This is a genomic window from Achromobacter sp. UBA4530, assembly GCF_002388205.1.
Lineage (GTDB): Bacteria > Pseudomonadota > Gammaproteobacteria > Burkholderiales > Burkholderiaceae_B > Achromobacter > Achromobacter animicus.
The window spans coordinates 462,194-486,789 of the sequence record NZ_DGMA01000025.1 but is presented as its reverse complement, the minus strand read 5'-3'; the positions used below and the strand labels follow the sequence as shown (position 1 = coordinate 486,789).

The 24,596-nt window shown below is 65.5% G+C and carries 22 protein-coding genes; 11 read left to right on the top strand and 11 right to left on the bottom strand.

Going from position 1 to position 24,596, the window contains the following annotated elements; genetic code table 11:
* The 6 genes from B2W22_RS19170 to B2W22_RS19145 all read right to left on the bottom strand — a co-directional run.
* The coding region (locus B2W22_RS19170; RefSeq protein ID WP_286939203.1) for an NTP/NDP exchange transporter at positions 1–1,127 on the bottom strand (1,127 nt) is incomplete at its 3' end.
* Positions 1,128–1,131: 4 nt separating this feature from the next.
* On the bottom strand, positions 1,132–2,049 hold the full coding sequence (locus B2W22_RS19165) for an aldo/keto reductase (RefSeq protein ID WP_286939201.1): 918 nt from the start codon (positions 2,047–2,049) through the stop codon (positions 1,132–1,134).
* Positions 2,050–2,179: 130 nt separating this feature from the next.
* Complete coding sequence (locus tag B2W22_RS19160) at positions 2,180–2,890, bottom strand: Bax inhibitor-1/YccA family protein (protein ID WP_175122939.1); 711 nt, start codon at positions 2,888–2,890, stop codon at positions 2,180–2,182.
* 145 nt (positions 2,891–3,035) lie between these two features.
* Positions 3,036–3,503 (bottom strand): hypothetical protein, encoded by a 468-nt coding sequence (locus tag B2W22_RS19155; RefSeq protein WP_286939199.1) that lies wholly within the window; start codon positions 3,501–3,503, stop codon positions 3,036–3,038.
* A 52-nt stretch (positions 3,504–3,555) separates the two neighbouring features.
* On the bottom strand, positions 3,556–4,017 hold the full coding sequence (locus B2W22_RS19150; RefSeq protein ID WP_175184250.1) for a DNA polymerase III subunit chi: 462 nt from the start codon (positions 4,015–4,017) through the stop codon (positions 3,556–3,558).
* 22 nt (positions 4,018–4,039) lie between these two features.
* The gene (locus B2W22_RS19145; RefSeq protein WP_175122936.1) at positions 4,040–5,548 is read right to left on the bottom strand and encodes a leucyl aminopeptidase; all 1,509 of its coding nucleotides are present in this window, start codon (positions 5,546–5,548) and stop codon (positions 4,040–4,042) included.
* A 57-nt stretch (positions 5,549–5,605) separates the two neighbouring features.
* On the opposite strand from B2W22_RS19145, the gene lptF reads away from it, so the two are divergent.
* A complete protein-coding gene (lptF, locus tag B2W22_RS19140; RefSeq protein WP_175122935.1) occupies positions 5,606–6,709 on the top strand; it encodes an LPS export ABC transporter permease LptF in 1,104 nt (367 codons plus the stop codon).
* A gap of 27 nt (positions 6,710–6,736) precedes the next feature.
* Here the strand turns inward: lptF and B2W22_RS19135 are convergent, their stop codons facing one another.
* Positions 6,737–7,657 carry a LysR family transcriptional regulator gene (locus B2W22_RS19135; RefSeq protein ID WP_175122934.1) on the bottom strand — a complete coding sequence of 307 codons (921 nt, stop codon included), beginning with the start codon at positions 7,655–7,657 and terminating at the stop codon, positions 6,737–6,739.
* Between the two features lie 214 nt (positions 7,658–7,871).
* Between B2W22_RS19135 and B2W22_RS19130 the strand changes: the two genes are divergently transcribed.
* The 4 genes from B2W22_RS19130 to B2W22_RS19115 all read left to right on the top strand — a co-directional run bounded on the left by B2W22_RS19130 (position 7,872) and on the right by B2W22_RS19115 (position 12,256).
* Entirely contained in the window at positions 7,872–9,089 is a 1,218-nt protein-coding gene (locus B2W22_RS19130) for an ABC transporter substrate-binding protein (protein ID WP_175137348.1), read from the top strand.
* 93 nt (positions 9,090–9,182) lie between these two features.
* Entirely contained in the window at positions 9,183–10,676 is a 1,494-nt protein-coding gene (locus tag B2W22_RS19125) for a CoA-acylating methylmalonate-semialdehyde dehydrogenase (protein ID WP_286939194.1), read from the top strand.
* Between the two features lie 95 nt (positions 10,677–10,771).
* Positions 10,772–11,716, top strand: a complete 945-nt coding sequence (locus tag B2W22_RS19120; RefSeq protein ID WP_008161940.1) for a CysB family HTH-type transcriptional regulator — start codon at positions 10,772–10,774, stop codon at positions 11,714–11,716.
* Between the two features lie 216 nt (positions 11,717–11,932).
* The gene (locus B2W22_RS19115) at positions 11,933–12,256 is read left to right on the top strand and encodes a DUF2325 domain-containing protein (RefSeq protein ID WP_035212827.1); all 324 of its coding nucleotides are present in this window, start codon (positions 11,933–11,935) and stop codon (positions 12,254–12,256) included.
* A 189-nt stretch (positions 12,257–12,445) separates the two neighbouring features.
* On the opposite strand, the gene B2W22_RS19110 is transcribed toward B2W22_RS19115, so the two are convergent.
* Positions 12,446–13,105 carry a C40 family peptidase gene (locus tag B2W22_RS19110; RefSeq protein ID WP_175184253.1) on the bottom strand — a complete coding sequence of 220 codons (660 nt, stop codon included), beginning with the start codon at positions 13,103–13,105 and terminating at the stop codon, positions 12,446–12,448.
* A 248-nt stretch (positions 13,106–13,353) separates the two neighbouring features.
* Here B2W22_RS19110 and B2W22_RS19105 point away from each other — a divergent pair, with 248 nt between their 5' ends.
* The 6 genes from B2W22_RS19105 (at position 13,354) to ltaE (ending at position 21,399) form a co-directional block, all read left to right on the top strand.
* Positions 13,354–15,282, top strand: a complete 1,929-nt coding sequence (locus B2W22_RS19105) for a propionate--CoA ligase (RefSeq protein ID WP_286939217.1) — start codon at positions 13,354–13,356, stop codon at positions 15,280–15,282.
* Positions 15,279–15,686, top strand: a complete 408-nt coding sequence (locus B2W22_RS19100) for a heme-binding protein (protein ID WP_056567970.1) — start codon at positions 15,279–15,281, stop codon at positions 15,684–15,686. The genes B2W22_RS19105 and B2W22_RS19100 overlap by 4 nt, the downstream gene beginning before the upstream one ends.
* A complete protein-coding gene (locus B2W22_RS19095) occupies positions 15,683–17,023 on the top strand; it encodes an MFS transporter (protein WP_286939192.1) in 1,341 nt (446 codons plus the stop codon). Before B2W22_RS19100 ends, B2W22_RS19095 begins: the two co-directional genes overlap by 4 nt.
* A gap of 327 nt (positions 17,024–17,350) precedes the next feature.
* Positions 17,351–19,330, top strand: a complete 1,980-nt coding sequence (gene acs / locus B2W22_RS19090) for an acetate--CoA ligase (RefSeq protein WP_286939190.1) — start codon at positions 17,351–17,353, stop codon at positions 19,328–19,330.
* Positions 19,331–19,497: 167 nt separating this feature from the next.
* Positions 19,498–20,346 carry a DMT family transporter gene (locus B2W22_RS19085; RefSeq protein ID WP_286939215.1) on the top strand — a complete coding sequence of 283 codons (849 nt, stop codon included), beginning with the start codon at positions 19,498–19,500 and terminating at the stop codon, positions 20,344–20,346.
* A 42-nt stretch (positions 20,347–20,388) separates the two neighbouring features.
* On the top strand, positions 20,389–21,399 hold the full coding sequence (gene ltaE, locus B2W22_RS19080) for a low-specificity L-threonine aldolase (protein ID WP_175137353.1): 1,011 nt from the start codon (positions 20,389–20,391) through the stop codon (positions 21,397–21,399).
* A 38-nt stretch (positions 21,400–21,437) separates the two neighbouring features.
* On the opposite strand, the gene B2W22_RS19075 is transcribed toward ltaE, so the two are convergent.
* From B2W22_RS19075 to B2W22_RS19065, 3 genes are all read right to left on the bottom strand, one after another.
* A complete protein-coding gene (locus tag B2W22_RS19075) occupies positions 21,438–21,782 on the bottom strand; it encodes an antibiotic biosynthesis monooxygenase family protein (protein WP_175122926.1) in 345 nt (114 codons plus the stop codon).
* Positions 21,783–21,953: 171 nt separating this feature from the next.
* Entirely contained in the window at positions 21,954–22,805 is an 852-nt protein-coding gene (locus B2W22_RS19070; RefSeq protein ID WP_175122925.1) for an NAD-dependent epimerase/dehydratase family protein, read from the bottom strand.
* 76 nt (positions 22,806–22,881) lie between these two features.
* Entirely contained in the window at positions 22,882–24,528 is a 1,647-nt protein-coding gene (locus B2W22_RS19065) for an electron transfer flavoprotein-ubiquinone oxidoreductase (RefSeq protein WP_286939186.1), read from the bottom strand.
* Between the last annotated feature and the right edge of the window lie 68 nt (positions 24,529–24,596).

Sequence of the window (24,596 nt, the reverse complement as noted above, 5' to 3'; positions counted from 1 at the left end):
CGGTAGACCACGGTGTCGATGACGTTCTTCGTCTTGTACTTGTCTTCCGGCGTGACGGCCGTGAACAGCATTTCGCGGCCTGGGCGGATCAGCGCGTACTCCCCGGCGCGGCGCAGGATCATGGCGGCCGCCAGCACGGCGAACACGGGGAACCCGGCCAGCGCCAGGAACGCCAGCGCCACCGCAAGCGGCACCGCGGTCAGCAGGAACCGCAAACCCAGGCGTGCGGCCACGCGCCCGGTGATGAAGATCTGCGACAGCAGTGCCAGCGTCTGCACGGTGAAATCCAGGGCGCTGAAGACCCGGATGCGCTGGGCGGTGTCGGGGAACGCATCGGCAACCAGCCGCGCCTGTTCCATGTACAGAAACGTGTTCAGCGTGGCTAGCAGCACGACCAGCAGCGAAATGCCCAACAGGTAGCGGGACTGGAAGATGCGCGCCAGCCCGGCGAGAATGCCGCCTTCGATGGGACGCTGCATGTCCTGCAGGCCCACTTCCGGCCGGGAAGCGGCGCGCCACGCCAGCAGCCATTGCTTGAGCGGCAGCGTGGCGGTCAGCAGCAGGGCCGACAACACCAGCAGGCCCGCCGGACCCAACACGCCAGCGAGCAGCGCGCCGAGCAGGGGGCCGCACAGGCCGCCCGCGCTGGCGCCCGCCGCGATCAGCGCGAAGAGCCGCTTGGCCGATTCCATGCGAAACACATCGGCCATCAGGCTCCAGGCGATGGACACGACGAACAGGTTGAACACCGACAGCCAGACATAGAACGCGCGCGCCGCCCAGACGCTACTGGGCTGCTGGTGGAGCAGGGCGGCAAAGCCCACCATGGTCAGCGCGAAGATGGCATAGACCCAGGTCACCAGCGTCGCGCGCGGCACGCGGGTGGAGATCCAGCCAAACAGCGGCACGACGGCGAGGGTGGCGAGAAACGTGGCGGTGAACAGCCATTGCAACTGGTTTACGCCCGCCTGGATCCCCATCGTCTCGCGGATCGGGCGCAGCATGAAATAGCCGCAAAAGAGGAAGAAGAAAAACGCGAAGCCGCAGGCGGCGGGAGCGAGTTCGTCCTCCTGGATGCCCAGCGCCCGCGACATGCGGGCGCGCCAGGACAGGGGGGCGGGCGCCATGGCGTCAGGCGAGCAGCGCGGCGATGCGGTCGCGCAGCGCGGCATCGGGCTGTCGGCCAAAGCCGGCGCGCGCGTTGTCCGCCATGTTGGCGGGCTTGGACGTGGCGGGGATGACGGCAGTGACGGCGGGGTGGCCGATGATGAACTTCAGGAAGATCTGCGCCCAGGAAGTGCAGTCGATCTCGGCGGCCAGCTTGGGCAGCGCCACCCCCTTGACCTGGCGGAACAGCGCGCCGTCCTCGAACGGCCGGTTGATCAGCACGGCGACGCCATTGGCCTGGCACGCGGGCAGCAGCCGCTTTTCAGCGCTGCGCGAGGCGATCGACAGGTTCACCTGCAGGAAATCGGGCTTTTCCTTTTCAACCAGCTCGGTCAGATCGTCGTGGGCATGGTCCGTGTAATGCGTGATGCCGATGTAGCGCGTCACGCCCTGCTGTTTCAGGTCGCGCAGCAGCGCGAGCTGGTTGCGCGTGTCGATCAGGTTGTGCACCTGGATCAGGTCCAGCTTGTCGCTGCGCAGCGCCTCTTGCGACTGCCGCACCTGGCGCATCGCGGATTCGTGGCCGCGCGTGCTGATCTTGGTGGCCAGGAACACGCGCTTGCGCAGGCCGCCATCGCGCGCCAGCAACGCGCCTGTGACGGCCTCGGCCTCGCCGTAGCTGGGCGCCGTGTCGATCAGCGTGCCGCCCGCCTTCAGCATCGTTTCAAGCACTTGGGCCAGCGGCGCCATGGCCGACGCGTCGCTCGGCGATACGTTGAAGGTGTCCGCGGTGCCCAGTCCCACGACGGGCAGCATTTCGCCCGTCGACGGGATCGGGCGTTTGAGCATGGCTTGCGTCGGCGCAGCCGCCCATGCCGGCCACACGGTTCCGAGGAGGGCGGCGCTGGCGGTGGTCTGGAGGAAGCGGCGGCGATCGGGCATGGCGTAGCTCCGGGCAGGAAAAAGGTGAACAGGCGGGCCAAAGGAAGAGGGCCAAACAAAGCAGGCCAAAGAAAAAGGGCCTACATGTTGTGCATGCAGGCCCTTTCGGTGCTGGTCTGGCGACGGCGCGTTACTCGCGGTTGCCGCCGAAGATGCCCAGCAGCATCAGCAGGTTCGAGAAGACGTTGTAGACGTCCAGGTAGATGGCCAGGGTGGCGGAGACGTAGTTGGTCTCGCCGCCGTTGACCACGCGCTGCAGGTCAACCAGCATGAATGCCGAGAAGATCACGATGGCGAGCACCGAGATGGTCAGCATCAGGGCCGGCAGTTGCAGGAAGATGTTGGCCAGCGCGGCAACCAGGATCACGACGGCGCCGATGAACAGGAATTTCTGCAAGCCCGACAGATCGCGCTTGATGGTCGTGGCCAGCGTGGCCATGGTGCCAAACACGATTGCGGTGCCACCGAATGCCGTCATGACGAGCTGCGAGCCGTTGCTCATGCCCATCACGAAGCCAAGCAGGCGCGACAGCATGACGCCCATGAAGAACGTGAAGGCCAGCAGCAGGACGACGCCCAGCGAGCTGTTCTTGTTCTTTTCAATGGCGAACATCAGGCCGAAGGCGCCGACCAGGAAGACGATGGCCGACAGGCCGGGGCTGGCGCCCATGACGCGGTTGATGCCGGTGTAGAGGCCGACCGCCGCGCCCAGCACTGTCGGGATCAGCGACAGGGCCAGAAGCCAGTACGTGTTGCGCAGGACCTGGTTGCGAGCGACCTCGCCCGGCGCGCCGGCGACAGAGCCAGAACGGTTAAAAGGGGACGGACGATATTCGTTCATGGAGAACTCCTGTATACGGCAAATATGGTGATTGCCTAGAAGGCTTAGATGCGAAGGATACCTTACAGTTCCCTGAAGAATCCAGTTTGAGAAAGAAGTAGGACTACCCGTTGCAGGGCAATTTGATCCTGCGCATGGCGGAGGATCACCCTCGCCGAACCTCATTGAGCACGCGGGAAACAATAGCAGGCAATTCCGCATCCATGCGCGCCTGAAGCTGCTTGACCGCATCGGCAAGCGCCTGCTGCATGAGCTGTTCGACCTCGGCCTGCAGGCGCGCGGCGAGCACGGTGGCGTCGGGCAGCGGGGCGGGGCGCGCGGGGGCGGCCGCTGGCGCAGGCGCCGCCGGGGTGGCCGTTGGCGCTGCAAGCGGGGCCGCCGGCTCGGACGTCCGCGAGACCGGCAACACTGGCGGCTGGTCGTCGCCGGCCACGTCCGTCAGGACGGGAAACGGGTCATGTTCATATGGGTCGTTTTCGTACACCGGACCCGCCTCGTCGGCCAGCTCGGTCAAGAGCGGCGCATCGGCGTCGTCGTCGGCCGGGTCGTGGAACGAGGGTTCGGCCCGATGGGTCAGGGTGGGGATGCCGGGGTCGGATGGGCGAGCGGGCATGGAAACTCCCGTAGTCTGGTGGAGCGCGGCGCGCGGGCGCGCGTGGGACGGTTCAGCCGCCCTGGGCCTTGCGGCTCAGGTCGTGGCTTTGCGGCGTATGACCGGCCGTCAGGTAGGTTCGCCAGCGCTGCCGGGCCGCCTGCTTGTCGTCGGGGTCGTCCGAGACGATTTCCAGCAGGCGCTCGAAAGCATCGAACCCGGGCGGACAATCGTCGTCGAGGTTCAGCAGCCAGGGCTGGGGCTGGTCGGGCTGCCCCGCCGCCTGCAGGGCCTGCAGCGGATCCCCGGCGGTGAGCACCACCGGAGTTTCAGCGGCCAGCGAATCATTTGCCAGCACGTGCGGCACGAAGGCCGTGTCGTCGAACGCCCACAGCATCCGGTCGAAGGCGGACAGGCGCGAACCGTCTTTACAGTACACCACCAGCCGCTGGCCTGCCAGGACGCGCTTGCGCACGACCTGGCAGGCCGTGCGCAGGCGGTCCGGCGCGCCGAAGGCGAAGTCGATGCGCGTCATGGCGCTGTCGGCGTCCAGCGCTTCAAGCCTGGTCCAGCAGGTATTGCATCAGGAGCGGCACCGGACGGCCGGTTGCGCCCTTGTCCTTGCCGCCGCGCCAGGCGGTGCCGGCGATGTCCAGGTGCGCCCAGGGGTATGCCTTGGCGAAGCGGGACAGGAAGCAAGCCGCCGTGACGGCGCCGGCCGGAGGACCGCCGATGTTGGCGAGGTCAGCGAAGTTGGACTTGAGCTGTTCCTGGTAGGCGTCGTCCATGGGCATGCGCCATGCGGTGTCGAGCGAACGGCGGCCGGCCGAGGCCAGAGCGTCCGCCAGCGCGTCGTCCTTGGAGAACAAGCCTGTGTTGACGTTGCCCAGCGCGACGACGCAGGCGCCGGTCAGCGTGGCGATGTCGATCACGGCCGACGGCTTGAAGCGTTCGGCGTAGGTGAGGGCGTCGCACAGGACCAGTCGGCCTTCGGCGTCGGTGTTCAGGATTTCGATGGTCAGGCCGGCCATGCTGGTGACCACGTCGCCCGGCTTATTGGCCTTGCCGCTGGGCAGGTTCTCGCACGCGGGAATGAGGCCGACGACATCCAGCGGCAGTTCAAGTTCGGCCAGGGCGCGGAACGAGCCGAGCACGCTGGCGGCGCCGCACATGTCGTACTTCATTTCGTCCATGGTGGCCGCGGGCTTGAGCGAGATGCCGCCCGCGTCGAACGTGATGCCCTTGCCGACCAGCACGATCGGACCCTGCGCGGCCTTGGCGCCCTTCTTGGCAGCCTTGGCACCGGCGTGGCGCAGCACGATGAAGCGCAGCGCCTCCTCGGAGCCGCGCGCAACCGACAGGAACGAGCCCATGCCCAGCGCCGCGACCTGCTTGCGGTCCAGGACCTCGACTTTCAGGGACTTGAATTCGCGCGCCAGGCGCTTGGCGGTGTCGCCCAGGTAGGTCGGCGTGCAGATGTTGCCCGGCAGGTTACCCAGCGTGCGGGTCAGCTCCATGCCGTTGGCGATGGCGCTGCCTTCGCGCAGGCCCTTCTGGGCCTGTGCCGCGTCGGCGCGCTCGACGACCTGCACGATCTTCTTGAGCTTGGGGCGGGCGTCGCGGTCGGGTTTGCCGAAGCTGGCGTCGTAGTGGTAGACCGCGCTGCCGGCCGCGATCGCGGCGCTGCGGGCGCGCGCAATGAGGTCGGTGTCGGCGATGGGATTGGCGAGCAGCGTGGACACGCCTTCGGCAAGCTGGGCGGCGACGCAGGAAGCGGCGAATGCCTGCTCGGCCGAAGCGTGGGTGCGGGCCGAGTATTCTTCCTGCTTGCCCAGACCGACCAGGACCACACGCTGCGCGGCGACACCCGGCAGCGTACGCAGGGTCAGCGTCGCGCCGGCGCGGCCGCGGAATTCGCTTTTGACCACCGCACGCACGGCGCCGTTGGAAGCGCGGTCGATGATGTCGGCGGCGGGGCTCAACACGCCGTCCGCGAACACGCCGACGGCGAGGGCCGCGGTTTTGACCTGGTGCAGGGAAGCAGTGGTCTGTGTGCTAAATTCCATGAGGGTTTCCCGTGTGCGTCTGTGTATGATGCGGTCGATTATCCCGCATATTCTCCCATGTCTCTATTCAAACGCTCTGTCGTCAGCGAGATCACCAGTCACGCTGGCGTTGTCTTTTCCACGTTGCTCGTCGTGTGGCTCAGCGTGCTTCTCGTGCGCCTGCTCGGTGAAGCCGCGGGAGGCAACATCGGAGCGGACGTGGTGGTCGTGCTTGCCGCGCTGTCGACCATCACCGCGCTGCCGACCATTCTGGCGGTCTCGATCTTCATCGCCGTGCTGACCACGGTCACGCGCAACTACCGCGAATCCGAAATGGTCGTGTGGTTCGCCAGCGGCCTGTCGCTGGCGGACTGGCTCAAGCCCGTGCTGCGCGTGGCGGTCCCCGTCGCGATTGCCGTGGCAGGCCTGACGCTGGTGGCGTCGCCCTGGGCCTACCGCCAGATCGGCGAATACCACGAACGCTTCGAACAACGCTCCGACCTGTCCAAGGTCACGGCCGGCCAATTCGCTGAATCCTCCGGCGGCAGCCGCGTGTTCTTTGCTGAAGACCCCGTCAATCCCAGCGACGAACTCGGCAACGTCTTCGCGCGCGAGATCGGTCCTGAATGGCTCAGCGTGCTGACCGCAAGCAGTGCGCACAGCGAAACCCTGCCCAACGGCGACCGCTTCCTTGTGCTGGGCGAGGGTCATCGTTACGACCTGAAGCCGGGTACCCCCGAGCTTCGGCTCGTGCACTTCGAAAAATACGGCCTGCGCCTCGAAAGCAAGTCGGGCGGCGATCCTGTCGCCGAGGCCCGTGCGGCGGCAGAGCGGTCCTCCAAGGCGCGCAGCACGCCGCAACTGGTTGAAGACAACACCAACAGCAGCTGGTCGCAGGTCATGTGGCGGATTTCGCTGCCGCTCGCCGCGCTGAATCTTGCGCTGCTGGCCATTCCGCTGGGCGCGGTAAATCCGCGGCTGGGGCGTTCGGGCGACCTGCTCATCGCCGGTCTGGTCGGTCTGCTCTATATGAACCTGATCAACCTGTCGCGCGCCTGGATCTCCAACGGCAAGCTCAGTTTTGGTCTGGGCGTGTGGCTCATCCACGGCGCCGTCGCGCTGCTGACCGCCTTCCTGCTGATGCGCCGCCTGCGCGTGAAGGCGCCGAAGAACAGCGCTTAGCGTAGTGGGCGCCGCCAGCCGGCGCTTTCAAGGCAGATACTTCATCGTTCCACGCCGGCCTGCCAACAGGTCGGCGTTTTTCAATACCGATTTGCGGATGAACTCCCACAGCACCGTCACGCGCTTGAGCTTGCGCAGGTCTTCGTGGCAGTACATCCAGAACGAGCGCGTGATGGCGATCTCGTCCTGCAGCACGGGTTTCAGCCGCGGATCCTGGGCCGCGATGAAGCACGGCAGGATGGCGAGCGACTGGCCCTGCAGCGCCGCGTGGTACTGGGCCACGACGCTCGTGCTGCGCAACACCACCTTGCTTGCCGGCAGCACGTCTTCCAGATAGCGCAGGCGCTCGCTGAACAGCAGCTCGTCCACATAGCCAATGAACGTGTGATCCGCGAGATCTTCGCGGCGCGTGATGGGCGCATGGTTCGCCAGATAGCCAGGTGTGCCGTACAGCCGCAGCGTGTAGTCGCACAGCTTGCTGCACACATACGGACCGCGCTGCGGGCGCTCGATGGTGATGGCCAGATCGGCCTCGCGCTTGGACAGGCTGACAAAGCGCGGCACGGGCAGGATATCCAGCGTGATGTGCGGATAGCGCCGCTGGAAGTCTGCGGCAAGCGGGGTGAGCACATAGCTGCCGAAGCCTTCGGTGGCGCCGATGCGCAGATGCCCCGACAGCGCCTGCCCGATGCCGGACAGGTTCTCGCGCGCGGTGTGCACGACGCTTTCCATCTGCTCGGCATGGACGAACAGCCGCTGGCCGTCGTCCGTCAGCACGAAGCCCGCGCTGCGGGATTTTTCAAAGAGCAGGGTGTCCAGTTCCGTTTCCAGCGCCCGGATGCGGCGCGACACCGTGGTGTGTTCCACGCCCAGCTTGCGCGCCGCTGCGCTGACGCGCTGCGTGCGCGCCACTTCCAGGAAATACCGCAGGCTGTCCCAATCAAGCAAGATCCATCGCTCCAAGGCCCCGGCAGCACGCTGCAACGCGGGTTTTTTTGTGTGTGCATGGATGCACAAGGAATGTGCATTTCTGGTGTTGCTTGTTGATTTTCACACATCTACACTGGATCGGCTGGCCTTGGGCTATGCCCTGGGACCGCAGGCCGCGAAGACGGCGCCACAACGCTAACACTCAGCGCATAAAAACTCAGGAGACAAATCCATGAAATTGCACGCACGCGGGCTCGCCGCAGGCTTGTGTCTGGGCGCCGGATTGCTTGGGCAGGCCCATGCGGCGGATAAGCCGCCAGTGAAGATCGGCATTCTGACGGATATGTCCGGCACCTATGCCGGCATGGGGGGCGCAGGCTCGGTCGCCGCGGCGCAGTTGGCCATCGACGACTGCCTTGCAGCGGAATGCAAAGGCATGAAGATCGACCTGGTGTCCGCGGACAACCAGAACAAGGCCGACGTCGGCGCCGCGCGCGCCCGCGAATGGTTCGACCGCGACGGCGTCACCGCGATCGCCGACCTCACCAATTCCGCCGTGGCGCTGGCGGTGCAGGGCATCGCCCGCGAAAAGAACAAGGTCGTGATGTTCTCCGGTCCGGCCACCACGGCCCTGACCAACAAGGAATGCTCGCCGGTCGGCTTTCACTGGATGTTCGACACCTACTCGCAGTCTGCGGGCGGCGCCAAAGCCACCGTGCGCGAGGGCGGCAAGTCCTGGTTCTTCATCACCGTCGACTATGCGTTCGGCCACTCGCTGGAGGCCGACACGGCCAAGGCGGTGAAAGCGTTGGGCGGCACGGTGGCCGGCAGCGTGCGGCATCCGCTGAACGCCCCCGACTTCGCGTCCTATCTCTTGCAGGCGCAAAGCTCCAAGGCGCAGGTGGTGGCGCTGGCCAACGGCGGCCAGGACACCGTCAACGCGGTCAAGCAGGCGCGCGAGTTCGGCATCGTGGCCGGCGGCCAGCGCCTGGTTTCGCTGCTGATCTTCCTGTCCGACCTGCGTGCTCTCGGCCTGGAGAACGCCCAAGGGTTGTCCTACGTGGACGGCTTTTACTGGGACTACGACGACGCCACGCGCGAGTGGTCCGGCCGTTTCGAGAAGGCCTTCCGCGGCCTGAAGCCCACCATGACGCAGGCCGGCGTGTATTCCAGCGTGCTGCATTACCTGCGCGCCGTGGCCGCCGCCAACAGCACGGATGGCAAGGTCGTGGCCGACAAGATGCGCGAGATTCCCATCAAGGATCCCATCATGCGCAATGCGTCGATCCGTCCGGACGGCCGCGTGATCCACGATATGTACCTGTACGAAGTCAAGAAGCCCGCGGACTCCAAGGGCGGCTGGGACTATTCGAAGCTGGTGGCCACCATTCCGGCGGCCGAAGCCTTCCAGCCCCTGGCCGATTCGAGCTGCCCGCTGGTGAAGAAATAATCCGAGGCCCGCGGGCGTTGTCCCGCGGGCCCGGTTCGATCCAAGAACGCGGACGACCATCCGCATCGACTACGCAGTGTGAGGAGCATCAAAATGAGTGAAGTCCCGCGCGTTCCGCTACTGATCGGCGGCAAGCTTGTGCAGTCCAAAACCACCGAATGGCGAGACGTGATCAACCCCGCCACCCAGGAGGTCGTCGCCAAGGTGCCCTTCGCCACGCGCGAAGAACTGGACCTGGCCGTCTCCAATGCCAAGGAGGCTTTCAAGACCTGGCGCAACGCCGGGCAGGGCGCACGCATGCGCGTCATGCTCAAGTTCCAGGAGCTGCTGCGCGCCAATACCGGCAAGCTGGCCGAGATGATTACCCGCGAACACGGCAAGACGCTGCCGGACGCCGAGGGTGAAGTCGGCCGCGGTCTGGAAGTGGTCGAGCACGCCTGCTCGATCGCCAACCTGCAATTGGGCGAATACGCGGAAAACGCGGCGTCCGGGATCGACGTCTACACGTTGATCCAGCCGCTGGGCGTGTGCGCGGGCATCACTGCGTTCAATTTCCCGGTGATGCTGCCGTGCTTCATGTTCCCCATCGCCGTGGCCTGCGGCAATACGTTCGTGCTCAAGCCATCCGAGCAGGATCCGACCTCGTCGCTGTTCCTGGCGGAACTGGCGCTGGAAGCCGGCCTGCCGCCCGGTGTGCTCAACGTGGTGCACGGCGGCCCGGAAACGGCCAACGGCCTGTGCGAGCATCCGGACATCAAGGCGGTGTCGTTCATCGGCTCGACGCGCGTGGGCACCGAGATCTACAACCGCGCATCGGCTGCCGGCAAGCGCTGCCAGTCTATGATGGGCGCCAAGAACCACTGCGTGGTTCTGCCGGACGCTGATCCGGAAGTCGCATTGAACCAACTGCTCGGGGCCGCCTTCGGTGCGGCCGGCCAACGCTGCATGGCGTCGTCCGTGGCCGTGCTGGTGGGCGAGGCCCGCAACTGGCTGCCCGATTTCGTCGAACGCGCCAAGAAGCTCAAGGTCAACGCCGGCACGGACCGCCAGGCCGACCTGGGTCCGCTGGTGTCGCCCAATGCGAAAAAGCGCGTGGAAAGCCTGATCCAGAAGGGCGTGGACGAAGGCGCCAAGCTGCTGCTCGACGGCCGCAACCTGAAGGTGGCGGGTTTCGAGGAAGGCAACTTCGTCGGCCCCACCGTGTTCGACGGCGTTGCCGAGAGCATGACGATCTACACCGAGGAGATCTTCGGACCGGTCCTTTGCTGCGTTGGCGTCGAGACGCTGGAAGACGCGGTGGAATTCATCAACCGCAACCCCAACGGCAACGGCGTCGCCCTGTTCACGCAGGACGGGGGCGCCGCGCGCTACTTCCAGAACAACATCGACGTGGGCCAGGTCGGCATCAACGTGCCGATTCCGGTGCCGGTGGCGTGGTTCAGCTTCACGGGTTCGCGCGGTTCCAAGCTGGGCGACCTGGGACCCAACGGCAAGCAGGCGGTGCAGTTCTGGACGCAGACCAAGACCGTCACCGCACGCTGGTCCGCGCACGCCAAGACCGTCAACACCACGATCTCGATGCGCTAAAAGAGGGGACGCCTTGCTCCTAAGCTTATACGAATAATTCATATAGCAGGGCGTTCTTATTACTTATAATTGGCCCGTCTATCAGGGGCCAATTAATGAACCTCCAGCAATTTCGTTTCGTGCGTGAAACCATCCGGCGCGACTTCAACCTGACCGAAGCCGCCCGGATGCTCTACACGTCGCAGCCCGGCGTTTCCAAAGCCATCATCGAGTTCGAAGACGAGCTGGGCATCAAGATCTTCGAACGCCACGGCAAGCGCATCAAGGGGCTGACCAAGCCGGGTCTTGCCGTGTCGCAGGTGATCGACCGCATCATGCGCGAAGTCGACAACCTGAAGAAAGTCAGCGACGAATTCGCGCGCCGCGATGAAGGCGGCCTGGTCATTGCCTGCACGCACACGCAGGCGCGCTATCTGCTGCCGCGTGTGATTCCCGCGTTCCGCAAGCAGTTCCCCAAGGTTCACCTATCGCTGGCCGAGGGCAGCCCCGCCCAGCTTGCCGAAATGGTCCTGCATGAACAGGCCGATCTGGCGCTGGCCACCGAATCGCTGGCGTTGACGCCGGGCCTGGCCACCTTGCCGGTCTATGCGTGGGAACACACCGTAGTGGTGCGGCCCGATCATCCGCTGGCCGAACTGACCTCCAGCGCCGCCAAGCGCCTGTCGCTGGCGCAACTGGCTGAATACCCCATCGTGACCTACGATCGCGCCTTCACCGGCCGCAGCACGATCGATGAGATCTTTGCCAACCAGGGCATTCATCCGGACATCGTGCTCGAAGCCATCGACGCCGACGTGATCAAGACGTATGTGGACGTGGGCCTGGGCATCGGCATCATCGCGGGCGTCGCCTATGACCCGCGACGTGATTCCAATCTGGTCGGCCTGCCGGTGGGGCACCTGTTCGGCACGCATACGACCCGCGTGGGCGTGAAGGCGGGCGTGTTCCTGCGCGATTACGTCTACACCTTCCTGGAAATGCTGGCGCCTTCGCTGACCCGGGCGGTGGTGACCGATGCGGTGCAGGGCGCGCCGAAATAGCCTCTCTGCCGGCTCCCGGCGCCTGCCTCGACAACGCGCGACGTCCTTACGACGTCGCGTTTTTTTTGCCCGATGACCTTGGGGAAAGCGTGAGACGGCTATCCCTTTCCCTAAGCTCATAAAAATAATTAAATAAGAACCGATCTCATTTGAGTTGACGAAAAAATAGGAATCATTATCATTACATCCAGGCTCAACGACCCAGTGAGGTAAATCATGACGGCAGGACTTAGTGCAGTGGTAGTGGGCGCCGACCGCCTCGGCAATATTCCCGATCTGCTCAAAGGACACAACATCTCGATCACGCACCACATCAGCGGGCGCGATCCTTCACATCAGAAGAAGACCCTGCAACTGCCCTCGGGCACGCAACTGGTCATCCTGCTTACCGATTTTCTTGGCCACAACGTCATGAAGACGTTCCGCAACGCCGCGCAGCGCGGTGGCATCCGGGTCGTCGCTTGTCGCCGTTCCGTGTGCAGCATGCAGCAGGCGCTGCAGCAATGCGGCCTGTGCCCGCGCGCCGGTACCGTTCATTGATGGGACGCGTCTTGCCGCGCATCCACGACAAACTGGGGAGGCCGATAAGGCCTGCGGTCTGAACGCCGCGAAGAGAACAAACAAAAATGCCGCCGGACGAAAGTCTGGCGGCGTTTTGCATTTTGGACGATGGCGGCGGGTAGGCCTGCGTGCGACTATGTTGCCTTGAGTCTGGGCAGGGCAGGGCGGTCAGTTTGCCGCGCGGGCCGATGCCATCAGGGTGTTGTCGAGGCGGCGGGCGCCGTTGTAGCGCTTGGACCAGTAGGCCATGGTCATGTTTTCGACACGCACCACGCCGCCGGCGCTGGGGGAATGCACGAAGCGGTCGTCGCCCAGGTAGATGCCAACGTGGGAATAACGGCGGCCCATGGTGTTGAAGAAGACGAGGTCGCCGGCCTGCAGTTCGTTCTTGGCGACGGCCACGCCTTGCTGGGCGATTTCGGCGGCATTGCGGGGAAGCTTGAGCCCCAGGCCACGTTCGGCCGAGTAAGCGACGAGGCCGCTGCAGTCAAAGCCGGTGTCGGGGGAACTGCCGCCGAAGCGGTAGCGGATGCCCAGGTGATTCAGGGCTTCGCTGACCATGCCGTTGTCGGTGCCGACACCCGAATGGGTGCGCTGGCGTTCACGCTTGAATTTCTGGACCACCAGCATGCCGATGGGATCATCGGCGGTGGCAACCCACTCCATTTCGTAAGGATCGATCTCGGACGTATGGGCGGTTGACTTTTGACTAGTGCTTGCACAACCCGCCAGACCCGCAAAGCATGCAACCAACGCGAGCATGCGCAGACCGCGCTTTGCAAGGCCAGTGGTTGAATTGAATCGCGCGGGTATGGAGTGTCGATGCATTCGCCTGGGGATGATTCACTGAACACAGCAAAAACCGCGCATTAGCCGCGGTTGGGGCCGAGATGTCAGCAAATTCAACAATTATGTGCAACTTCGCGGGGATTCTACCAAACTTTTAGTGCCGGTTCGTTACGTATCGGCCCTAAATATCCATGCAGCGTGGACATCTGGAAGAATTTTTTGACGTGCGGCAAGTCTCGTGCAAGGTTTGCCTACCAGAATGACCGAAATGATTAGACAAAAAATCAATCAGCCTTAAGGCCTATGAACAATACCAGGAGACAGACATGCAAAGAACCCGGGATTTCCACTATCGCTCGGTGAATGACCGCGACGCCTTCTGGCGTGAAGAGGCCACGCGCATCCACTGGGAAACGCCTTTTGACAATGTGCTGGACTTCTCGCGTCCGCCCTTCGCCAAGTGGTTCGTGGGCGGGCGCACCAATCTTTGCTACAACGCCGTGGACCGCTGGCTGCCGACACAGGCGGACAAGCCGGCGCTGATCTGGGTGTCCACCGAGGTGGACCGTGAGCAGGTCTACACGCGGCAGGACGTCTTCGAGGAAGTGAACGCGGCAGCCGCCATGCTGCGGGAGTTGGGCGTGGAACGCGGCGACCGGGTGCTGCTTTACATGCCGATGGTGCCGGAAGCCGTGTTCACCATGCTTGCCTGCGCGCGCATCGGGGCAGTGCATTCGGTGGTGTTCGGCGGGTTTGCATCCGTGAACCTGGCGCAGCGCATCGACGATGCGTCGCCCAAGGTAGTGGTGTGCACGGACGGCGGCTCGCGGGCCGGCAAGGTCGTGCCGTACAAGCCGCTCCTGGATCGCGCCCTGAGCCTGGCCAAGTCGCCGCCGGCCTCGGTGGTGGTGTTCGACCGCGGCCTGGCCCCGTTCGAACCGGTGGCGGGTCGCGATCTGGATTACGCGACGCTGCGCGAACGCCACCGCGGCGCGCGGGTGCCCGTCGAGTGGCTGGAATCGTCCGAGCCCAGCTACATCCTCTACACCTCCGGCACCACCGGCCGCCCCAAGGGCGTGCAGCGCGACACGGGCGGATACGCCGTGGCGCTGGCGTCGTCCATGGAATACCTGTTCGATGGCAAGCCCGGCGACACCTATTTCTGCACCAGCGATATCGGCTGGGTGGTCGGGCATTCCTACATCGTCTACGGACCGCTCATCGGCGGGCAATCGACCATCCTGTACGAGGGAACACCCGTGCGCCCGGACGGCGCGATTCTCTGGAAGCTGGTCGAGCAATTCGGCGTGAATACGCTGTTTTCGGCGCCGACGGCGGTGCGCGTGCTCAAGCGCCAGGATCCCGATCTCTTGCGGCGGCACGATCTGTCCACGCTGCGCGCCGTCTATCTGGCCGGCGAACCGCTCGACGAGCCGACGGCGCAATGGATCTCGGAAGGCTTGGGCAAGCCCATCATCGACAACTACTGGCAGACGGAATCCGGCTGGCCGATCCTGTCGGCGCAGCCGGGCGTGGAAAAGGTCGCCACCCGGTTCGGCAGCCCGTCGTTCCCGGTCTACGGCTTTGACGCGCGCATCGTCAGTGAATCCACTGGCGAAGACCTGGGTCCGGACGAGAAGGGCGTGGTCGCCATCGTGCCGCCGCTGCCGCCCGGCGCCATGTCCACCATCTGGGGCGACGACGCGCGCTTCGTCGAAACCTACTTCACGTCGATTCCTGGCCGGCAGGTGTATTCGACCTTCGACTGGGGGCGGGTGGACGCCGATGGCTACTGGTTCATCCTGGGCCGCACGGACGACGTGATCAACGTGGCGGGCCACCGGTTGGGCACGCGCGAGATCGAGGAGTCGGTCAACAGCCACACCGGCATCGCGGAATGCGCGGTGGTGGGTGTGTCCGACCCGCTCAAGGGGCAGGTCGCCATGGCGTTTGCCGTGCTGAAGAATCCGGCCGGCGCCGACACGCCGGAAGCGGCAAAGGCGCTGGAAGCGGATATCATGCGGCTGGTGGAAGAACAGCTTGGGGCGGTGGCAAGGCCGGCCAGGATCCGGTTCGTGGGCGCCCTGCCCAAGACCCGTTCCGGCAAGGTGCTGCGCCGCGCGATCGTCGCGGTATGCGAGTCGCGCGATCCCGGCGACCTGACCACCATGGAAGACCCTAACGCCCTCGAACAGATCAAGGAGTCACTGCAATGAAAACCAAACCCGTGCTGAGCGCCGACGACGTCAAAAAGATCCTGGCCGCGGCCGAAGCACACGCCTTGCAGAACAAGTGGGCCGTCACCATCGCCGTGACCGACGATGGCGGCCATCTGCTGGGCATGCTGCGCCTGGACGATGCGGCGCCGATCTCGTCGCACATCGCGCCCGCCAAGGCCAAGACCGCCGCGCTGGGCCGCCGCGAATCGCGCATCTACGAAGAACTGATCAACAACGGCCGCTACTCGTTCCTGTCGGCGCCGCTGATCGAAGGCATGCTCGAGGGCGGCGTGCCGGTCGTCGTTGACGGCCAGGTCGTCGGCGCGGTGGGCGTATCGGGCGTCAAGTCGACCGAAGACGTGCAGATCGCGCAAGCAGGCATCGCCGCGCTGGGCCTATGAGCCAGGCGCTGCCGCCGGAAACGCCGGCTGGCGTTTCCGCGCAGGACACCCGGGGGGCGGACAGCGGTCCGCTGAACCCCGGCGTGAAACGGCGCGAAGTCTGGGCCTGGGCCATGTACGACTTCGCGAACTCCGGATACACCACCGTGATCCTCACGGCGGTTTTCAGCACCTATTTCGTCGGCGTCGTCGCCGGGCGCGCCACATGGGCCACGCTCGCGTGGACGTCCGCGCTATCGCTGTCGTACCTCGTCATCATGCTGACCATGCCTACGCTGGGCGCCCGCGCCGATGCACGGGCCAGCAAGCGGCGGCTGCTCTACACCAGCACGGCCGGCTGCGTGGCGGGCACACTGGTCCTGACGCAAGCGGGGCCGGGCGACGTCTGGCTGGCGCTTGCCGCCATCGTCGTGTCCAACTACTGCTATTGCGTTGGCGAATCCGTGGTAGCGGCGTTCCTGCCTGAACTGGCCAAGCCGCAGGCGTTGGGCCGCGTCTCGGGTTGGGGATGGAGCTTTGGCTATTTCGGCGGCATGCTGACGCTGGGGTTGTCGCTTGTCGTGGTGACGCTGGCCGAGGGGCGAGGCGAGACCGCCGAGCAGTTCGTGCCCTGGGTCATCGTGGTGACGGCCTCGGTATTCGCGCTGGCCGCGCTGCCGTCGTTCTTCATGCTGCGCGAGCGCGCCAAACCGCAGCAGGGCAAACCGCCCGCGCTGCACATGCTCAAGCGCCTGGCCTATGCCTGGCGTGAAACGGGCCTGCACTTCCCGGAATTTCGCCGCCTGTTGATGTGCATTGCCTGCTACCAGGCCGGCATCTCGGTCGTCATCACGCTAGCCGCGGTGTATGCCTCGGAAGTCATGGGTTTCACCACGCCGCAGATCATGCTGCTGGTGTTCACCGTGAACATCGGCGCGGCGGCCGGGGCGTTTTCGTTCGGCTACGTGCAGGACCGCATCGGCCACAAGCCGGCGCTGGCCATCACGCTGGTCGGATGGATCGTGATGGTGCTGACGGCTTACGCGGCCGTGACCGCGCCGGTGTTCTGGGTGGCGGCGGTGCTGGCCGGCCTGTGCATGGGCACGACGCAGAGCGCGGGCCGCGCCATGACCGGCGCGCTGGCGCCGGCGGGCCGGCTGGCCGAGTTCTATTCGCTGTGGACCTTTTCCGTGCAGCTTGCCGCCGTGATCGGCCCGTTGACGTACGGGCTGGTGACGTGGGCCACGGAAGGCAATCATCGGCTGGCCATCCTCGTCACGGGGCTGTTCTTCGTCGGCGGACTGGTCCTGTTGTCGCGGGTGGACATGAAGCGCGGCCTCGCCCGGCAGGCCGCCTGAATGCGGTATACGCCAAGCGGGAAGCGGCTGCTATCCTTATGGACTGCCTTGTGCCGCCGCGTCCCGATGCGGCGGCACATGCTGATTGCTTGGCATTGTTGGCGCGCCGCAGTGCGGCGCGTCGTTGGCTTGTGCATGCTGCCCGGATGGCGCCTTGCGGCGTCTTCCTGCCCGGATCCGGCGCAGACGCATCGCCTTGGGCCTCGTCAATCTGCGGGCTCCGGCCCGCATTTTGCGTAAGGTGCCCGTAAGAGCGCGGCGATACGGTTGCAGGTGGGTAATAAAAAAGCAGCATAAACAACAGAATCACCGATTGGAGACAAGATCATGTCGAACGCTATTGAGTCCGTACTGGTGGAAAACCGCGTGTTTCCGCCGCCCGAGCGCGCCGCGCAGGGCGCCGCGATTTCCAGCATGGACGCCTACAACGCGCTGTGCGCGCAGGTCGAGAACGACTTCGACGGATTCTGGGCCGGACAGGCCCGCGACAATCTGCAGTGGACCAAGCCCTTCACGCAGGTGCTGGACGAGTCCGATGCCCCGTTCTACCGCTGGTTCGGCGACGGCGAACTGAACGTCTCGGCCAATTGCCTGGACGTCCACCTGACCAACGGCAACGCCGACAAGACCGCCATCATCTTTGAATCCGACGATGGCAAGGTCGACAAGGTCACCTATCGCGAACTGCTGGCGCGCGTCTGCCGCTTCGCCAATGGGCTGGCGGCGCTGGGCTACAAGAAGGGCGATCGCGCCATCATCTACATGCCCATGTCCATCGAAGCCGTGGTCGCCATGCAGGCCTGCGCGCGCCTGGGCGTGACGCACTCGGTGGTGTTCGGCGGTTTCTCGGCCAAGAGCCTGCAGGAACGCATCGTCGACGTGGGCGCATCGCTCATCATTACCGCCGACGAGCAGGTGCGCGGCGGCAAGACCATTCCGCTCAAGCCCGCCGTGGAAGAAGCCATCGCCATGGGCGGCTGCGAAGCCGTCACCAAGGTCGTCGTGTACCGCCGCACGGGCGGCAAGGTGCAGTGGAACGAAGGCCGCGATCTCTGGATGCAGGACGTCGAGGCCGGCCAGCCGGACACCTGCGAACCGGTGCCGGTCAACGCCGAACACCCGCTCTTCATCCTGTACACCTCCGGTTCCACCGGCAAGCCCAAGGGCGTGCAGCATTCGTCCGCCGGCTACCTGTTGTGGGCGCTCCTGACCGTCAAGTGGACCTTCGACGCGCGCAAGGACGACGTCTACTGGTGCACCGCCGATGTGGGCTGGGTTACCGGTCACACATACATCACCTACGGCCCGCTTGCTGCTGGCCTGACGCAGATCGTCTTCGAAGGCGTGCCCACGTTCCCCAACGCCGGCCGCTTCTGGGACATGATCGCGCGCCACAAGGTCACCACGTTCTATACGGCGCCCACGGCGATCCGCTCGCTGATCAAGGCCTCGGAAGGCACGCCCGACGCGCATCCCAAGAACTTCGACCTGGACTCGCTGCGTATCATCGGCACGGTGGGCGAGCCCATCAACCCCGAAGCGTGGATGTGGTATCACAAGAACGTCGGCCGCGAGCGCTGCCCCATTGTGGATACCTGGTGGCAGACCGAAACCGGTGGCCACATGATCACGCCGCTGCCGGGCGCCACGCCCACCAAGCCGGGCTCGTGCACGCTGCCGCTGCCGGGCATTGCCGCGGCCATCGTCGATGAGACCGGCGGCGACGTCGAAAAGGGCAATGGCGGCTTCCTGGTCATCAAGCGTCCGTGGCCCGCCATGATCCGCAACATCTGGGGCGACCCGGAGCGCTTCAAGAAGAGCTACTTCCCGTCTGAACTGCGCGGCTATTACCTCGCGGGTGACGGCGCGCAGCGCGACGCGGACGGCTACTTCTGGATCATGGGCCGTATCGACGACGTGCTGAACGTCTCGGGTCACCGCCTGGGCACGATGGAAGTCGAATCGGCGCTGGTGGCGCACGAGATGGTGGCCGAAGCCGCCGTCGTGGGCCGTCCCGACGACACGACCGGCGAGGCCGTCGTGGCCTTCGTGGTGCTCAAGCGTTCGCGTCCGGAAGGCGAAGAGGCCCAGGCCATCGCCAAGCAGTTGCGCGACTGGGTGGCCCGCGAGATCGGCCCCATCGCCAAGCCCAAGGACATCCGTTTTGGCGACAACCTGCCCAAGACCCGTTCGGGCAAGATCATGCGCCGCCTGCTGCGCGTGGTCGCCAAGGGCGAGGAAGTGACGCAGGACGTGTCCACGCTGGAAAATCCCGCCATCCTGGAGCAGCTCGCCAAGCCGCTGTAAATGCAACCGGCCGGATTACACCGGCCGTTTGCAGCGCGACAGGCGCATAATGACGACGCCCGTGCCGGCATGTAGCGGCACGGGCGTCGTCATTCCTGGATTGCCAAATTTCTTCGCATGGAGCCGCACCCGTGAGCAGCAGTTTCGATCGCGCAGGGCTTGCCCTGATGTTCAGCACCATCCTGGTCTGGGCGGGAAGCTGGATCGCGATGAAGCTGATCGTGCCCTATATCGGACCGTTCGACTTCGTGGCCCTGCGCTACGTGACGGGCAGCCTGGTGCTTTTCGCGCTCGCGTTCGCCACGCGCCGGCCGCTGGCGATGCCGCCCTGGAAACTGACCCTCTTGATCGGCCTGACCCAGACGGCGGGCTTTCAGGGCTTCGTCCAGACCGCGCTGGTGGACGGGGGCGTGGGCAAGGTGTCCCTCATGGCCTACACCATGCCGTTCTGGGTCGTGCTGTTTGCGTGGTGGTTGCTGGGCGAACGGCCCACGGCCCGGCACACGGCCGGCATCGCGCTGGCCGCCGTCGGCCTGATCTGTTTCGTCGAACCCTGGAACGGGCTGGGCGACATCCGCCCCGTGTTGCTGGGCCTGGGAAGCGGCCTGTGCTGGGGCGTGGGCACGGTGCTGTCCAAGCGCATGTTCGACCGCCATGCGCCGGACGTGATGACGTTCACCGCGTGGCAGATGCTGTTCGGCGGCCTGGTCATGGTGCCCATCGCCTATCTGGTGCCGCAGATGACCGCCCAATGGGGCTGGCCGCTCTGGACCGGCATGACCTACATTGTGCTGATCGCCACCGCGGCGGGCTGGCTGCTGTGGCTGCAGGTCGTGCGCCGGGTGCCCGCGTCGATCGCGGGACTGTCCAGCCTGGGCGTGCCCGTGGTGGCCATGCTGCTGGCATGGGCCATTCTGTCCGAGCGTCCCACGCCCGTCGAGGTAGGCGGGATGGTGCTGATCCTGACTGGCATCTTTGTGGTGAGCCGTGCCGCGCCGGCCGCGCGCGCCGAATGACCTTTCCGAATTCCTGTCCTCTCCAATCCCCTGGAAACTTTCATGATTGATCTGCGTAGCGATACCGTCACCCGTCCCGATGCGGCCATGCTGCAGGCGATGGCCAATGCCCCGCTGGGCGATGACGTGATGGGCGACGATCCCACCGTGATCCGCCTGCAAAAGACGTTGGCCGAGCGCACCGGCAAGGCTGCCGGCCTGTTCTTCCCGTCGGGCACGCAAAGCAACCTGGCCGCGCTCATGGCGCATTGCGACCGCGGCGACGAGTACCTTGTCGGCCAGCTTGCGCATACCTACAAATACGAGGGCGGCGGCGCAGCGGTGCTGGGCAGCATCCAGCCCCAGCCCATCGAACACGCGCCGGATGGATCGTTGCCGCTGGAAAAACTTGCCGCGGCACTCAAGCCCAAGGGCGACCCGCACTTCGCTCGCACGCGCCTGCTGGCGCTGGAAAACACCTTCCACGGCAAGCTGATTCCGGCCGCGTACATCCAGGCCGCGACGTCCTGGGCGCGGGAGCAGGGCCTTGCCACGCACCTGGACGGGGCGCGCGTGTTCAACGCGGCTGTCGCCAGCGGCAAACCCGTGGCCGAGCTTTGCCAGCCATTCGACTCGGTGTCCATCTGCTTTTCAAAGGGCTTGGGCGCGCCGGTCGGATCGGTGCTGGTCGGCAGCGAAGCATTGATCGCCCGCGCGCATCGCTGGCGCAAGATGCTGGGGGGCGGCCTGCGCCAGTCTGGCGTCCTCGCGGCCGCGTGCCTGTATGCGCTGGAGCACAACGTGGAACGGCTGGCGCAGGACCACGAGAACGCGCGCCTGTTGGCCGAAGGCCTGCGGGGCATTGCCGGCGTCAAGGTGCTGAGCCAGGACACCAACATGGTGTTCGTGGAATTCGAGCCGTCACGCTGCGATGCGCTGACGGCGGCGCTGGGCAAGGAAGACATCCTGATGCGCGCCGTCTATGGCGGTCCGACGCGCCTGGTCACGCATCTGAACGTGTCGGCCGACGACGTGCGGCGCGTGGTCGAGGCGGTGGGGCGGTTGTTGCGTTGAGCCGCCTCGGCGATCGCAATCGCGCCGTCGCCGTGAGTTCAGCCGTGGCGCGCGCGGCTGTCGGAGGGCGCCTCGTCGCGCTCCTGCATGCCGTAGTCGCGAAGCACCTGGGCCACGCGTAGACGGTAGTTCTGGAACACGCCGCCGCGCCCGGCCTCTTGCGCGCGGCGGTGCGATTCCAGGGAACGCCAGCGCAGCACCGCGGCCTCGTCGCGCCAGAATGACAGTGACAGCAGCTTGCCGGGCGTGGACAGGCTTTGAAAGCGTTCGACGGAGATGAATCCGTCGATGGTGCGCAGCTCGTCGATCAGGCCGGCGGCGATCTCCAGATAGGGGGCGGGGTCGCCATGGGCGGGCTCGACTTCGAATATCACGGCAATCATGGGTTGCTGTCCTTTTGAAAATCAAACTGGGACACGCGCGTCAGGAAGCGCGCGATAGCGGAATCGCGTGGATCGGGACGCGTGGCGGCATGGCGGGTGGGCGGTGACCGGTGGGGGATTCGGCCGCCAGTATCCGCCAGCCCCGCAGGCAACGATTCGGTGTGAACCGAACTATGTCTGCGCCGCGTCGCCGTCGGCCAGCAACGCCGCGTAGCCCTGCCGTGAATCGGGCCATTGCAGCGACAGGCCGCTGGCGCGCAGGCGCGCATTGCTGAGCTTCTTGCTGCCTACGTTGGCGGGCGCCGCCGCCTCGCGCGGGGCCGGGGCGCCGATCATCCGGGCCAGTTCGGCATACAGGACGTGCAAAGGCAGGGGCGTGTCATCGCAACCGATGTACACCGGCGCAACCTCTGGCAGCAGCGCCAGGTGCACCACGGCGGCGGCCGCGTCGTCGATGTGGATGCGGTTGGCCCAATGCTCGGGCTGCACAGGCGCCCCTGCCGCGCCGCTGCGCAGGCGCTCGATGAGTTGCATTCGGCCTGGCCCGTACAGGCCCGCGAGCCGCAGCGCCGCCGAGGAAACCGGCTGTGCGGCGAGCGTGGCTTCGGCTTCGAGCAGCACTTTCCCATTGAAGCCTTGCGGCGCGGGCGGCGTGTCTTCGTCCACCCAGCCGCCGTGATGTTCACCGTATACGGCGCTGGAAGAGACGAACACGATGCGCTTCAAGGCGGATCTATCCATCGCTTGCATCACGTTGGCCAGGCCATCCACAAACACGCCGCGGTAGGCCTGCGGATCGCGCGCACCGGGCGAGGGCAGGTGGATGAGCCGCGTGACGCCTCGCGGTAGCGAGGCAAGCGTGTCCGGGCGCGTGATATCGCCCTGCAGCCATTGAACGCCGCTGGCATCGCCGGCGGGCGGGTGGCGGCGCAGCGCATGGACCTCGTCGCCGCGCGCCAGAAAGCGCTGTGCCGCGCGCATGCCCAGGTCACCGCAGCCGATCAGAAGTACGCGTTCGCTCATGTTGTCGCTCCAGGCAGTCGGAAAAAAAAGGCGCCCCGCGGGGCGCCTTCTGGGCGGGCGCGGTGCGCCCTTAGTGTCACATGCCGCTGTAGACCGGTCCTTCGCCGCCTTGCGGCGCCACCCAGACGATATTCTGCGTGGGGTCCTTGATGTCGCAGGTCTTGCAGTGCACACAGTTCTGCGCGTTGATCTGCAAGCGGTCCTCGCCGTGGTCGTCCTTGACGAACTCGTACACGCCGGCCGGGCAGTAGCGCGACTCGGGGCCGCCGTACTTGGCCAGGTTCACCTTCACCGGCACGGACGGATCCTTGAGGGTCAGGTGGACGGGCTCGTTCTCGTCGTGGTTGGTGTTGGAAATGAACACCGAACTCAACTTGTCGAACGTGAGCTTGCCGTCAGGCTTGGGGTAGTCGATGCGCGCGCATTGCGACGCCGGTTGCAGACAGGCGTGGTCGGGCTTGTTGTGACGCAGTGTCCAGGGCATCTTGCCCTTGAGCAGCAGCTGTTCGATGCCGGTCATCAGCGTGGCGACCGTGCGGCCCTTCTTGAACCACTGCTTGAAGTTGCGCGCCTTGTTCAGTTCTTCGTGCAGCCAGGAGGCTTCGAAGGCCTTGGGGTAGGCGGTCAGTTCGTCCTGGCGGCGGTCGGCAACGAGGGCGTCGAAGGCGGCTTCGGCAGCCAGCTTGCCCGACTTGATGGCGGCGTGGCTACCCTTGATGCGCGAGGCGTTCAGGAAACCGGCTTCGCAGCCGACCAGCACGCCGCCCGGGAACGTGAGCTTGGGCAGCGCCAGCAGGCCGCCGGCGGTGATGGCGCGCGCGCCGTAGGCGATGCGCTTGCCGCCTTCGAATGTGCCGCGGATGGCCGGGTGGGTCTTGTAGCGCTGGAATTCGTCGAAGGGCGACAGCCACGGATTGGCGTAGTCCAGGCCGACGATCATGCCCACGGCCACCAGGTTGTTGTCCAGGTGATAGAGGAACGAGCCGCCGTAGGTGTCGGCATCCAGCGGCCAGCCGGCGGTGTGGACCACCAGGCCAGGCTTGGATTGGGCCGGATCGACTTCCCACATTTCCTTGATGCCGATGCCGTAGGACTGCGGGTTGCGGCCATCGTCCAGCTTGAAGCGTTCGATGAGCTGACGGCCGAGCTGGCCGCGCGAGCCTTCGCTGAACACCGTGTAGCGGGCATGCAGTTCCATGCCGGGCTGGTAGTGGTCGGTGTGGCTGCCGTCGCGGGCCACGCCCATGTCGCCGGTGGCCACGCCGCGGACGGCGCCGTTTTCGTCGTACAGCACTTCAACGGCCGCAAAGCCGGGGAAGATGTCCACGCCCAGCGCTTCGGCCTGTTCGCCCATCCACTTGACGACGTCGCCCAGACGGACGATGTAGTTGCCTTCGTTGTGGAAGCACGGGGGCAGCAGCCAGTTCGGCGTGGCGCGCGCGCCGGTCTCGGACAGGAACAGGAACTTGTCCTGCGTGACGGGCACGTTCAGCGGCGCGCCTTTCTCTTTCCAGTCGGGGATGAGTTCGGTCAGCGCCAGCGGGTCCATGACGGCGCCGGACAGGATGTGCGCGCCAAGTTCCGCGCCTTTTTCCAGTACGCAGACGCCGATCTCCTGATTCTTCTCAGCGGTCAGCTGCTTCAGACGGATTGCTGTGGCCAGGCCGGCGGGACCACCGCCAACCACGACCACGTCATATTCCATCGACTCGCGTTCAGACATTGCAAAGCTCCCCGTATGTATTCCATATATGGCTGGAAGTATTATCGGCGATTGTATTGCAGGCGAGG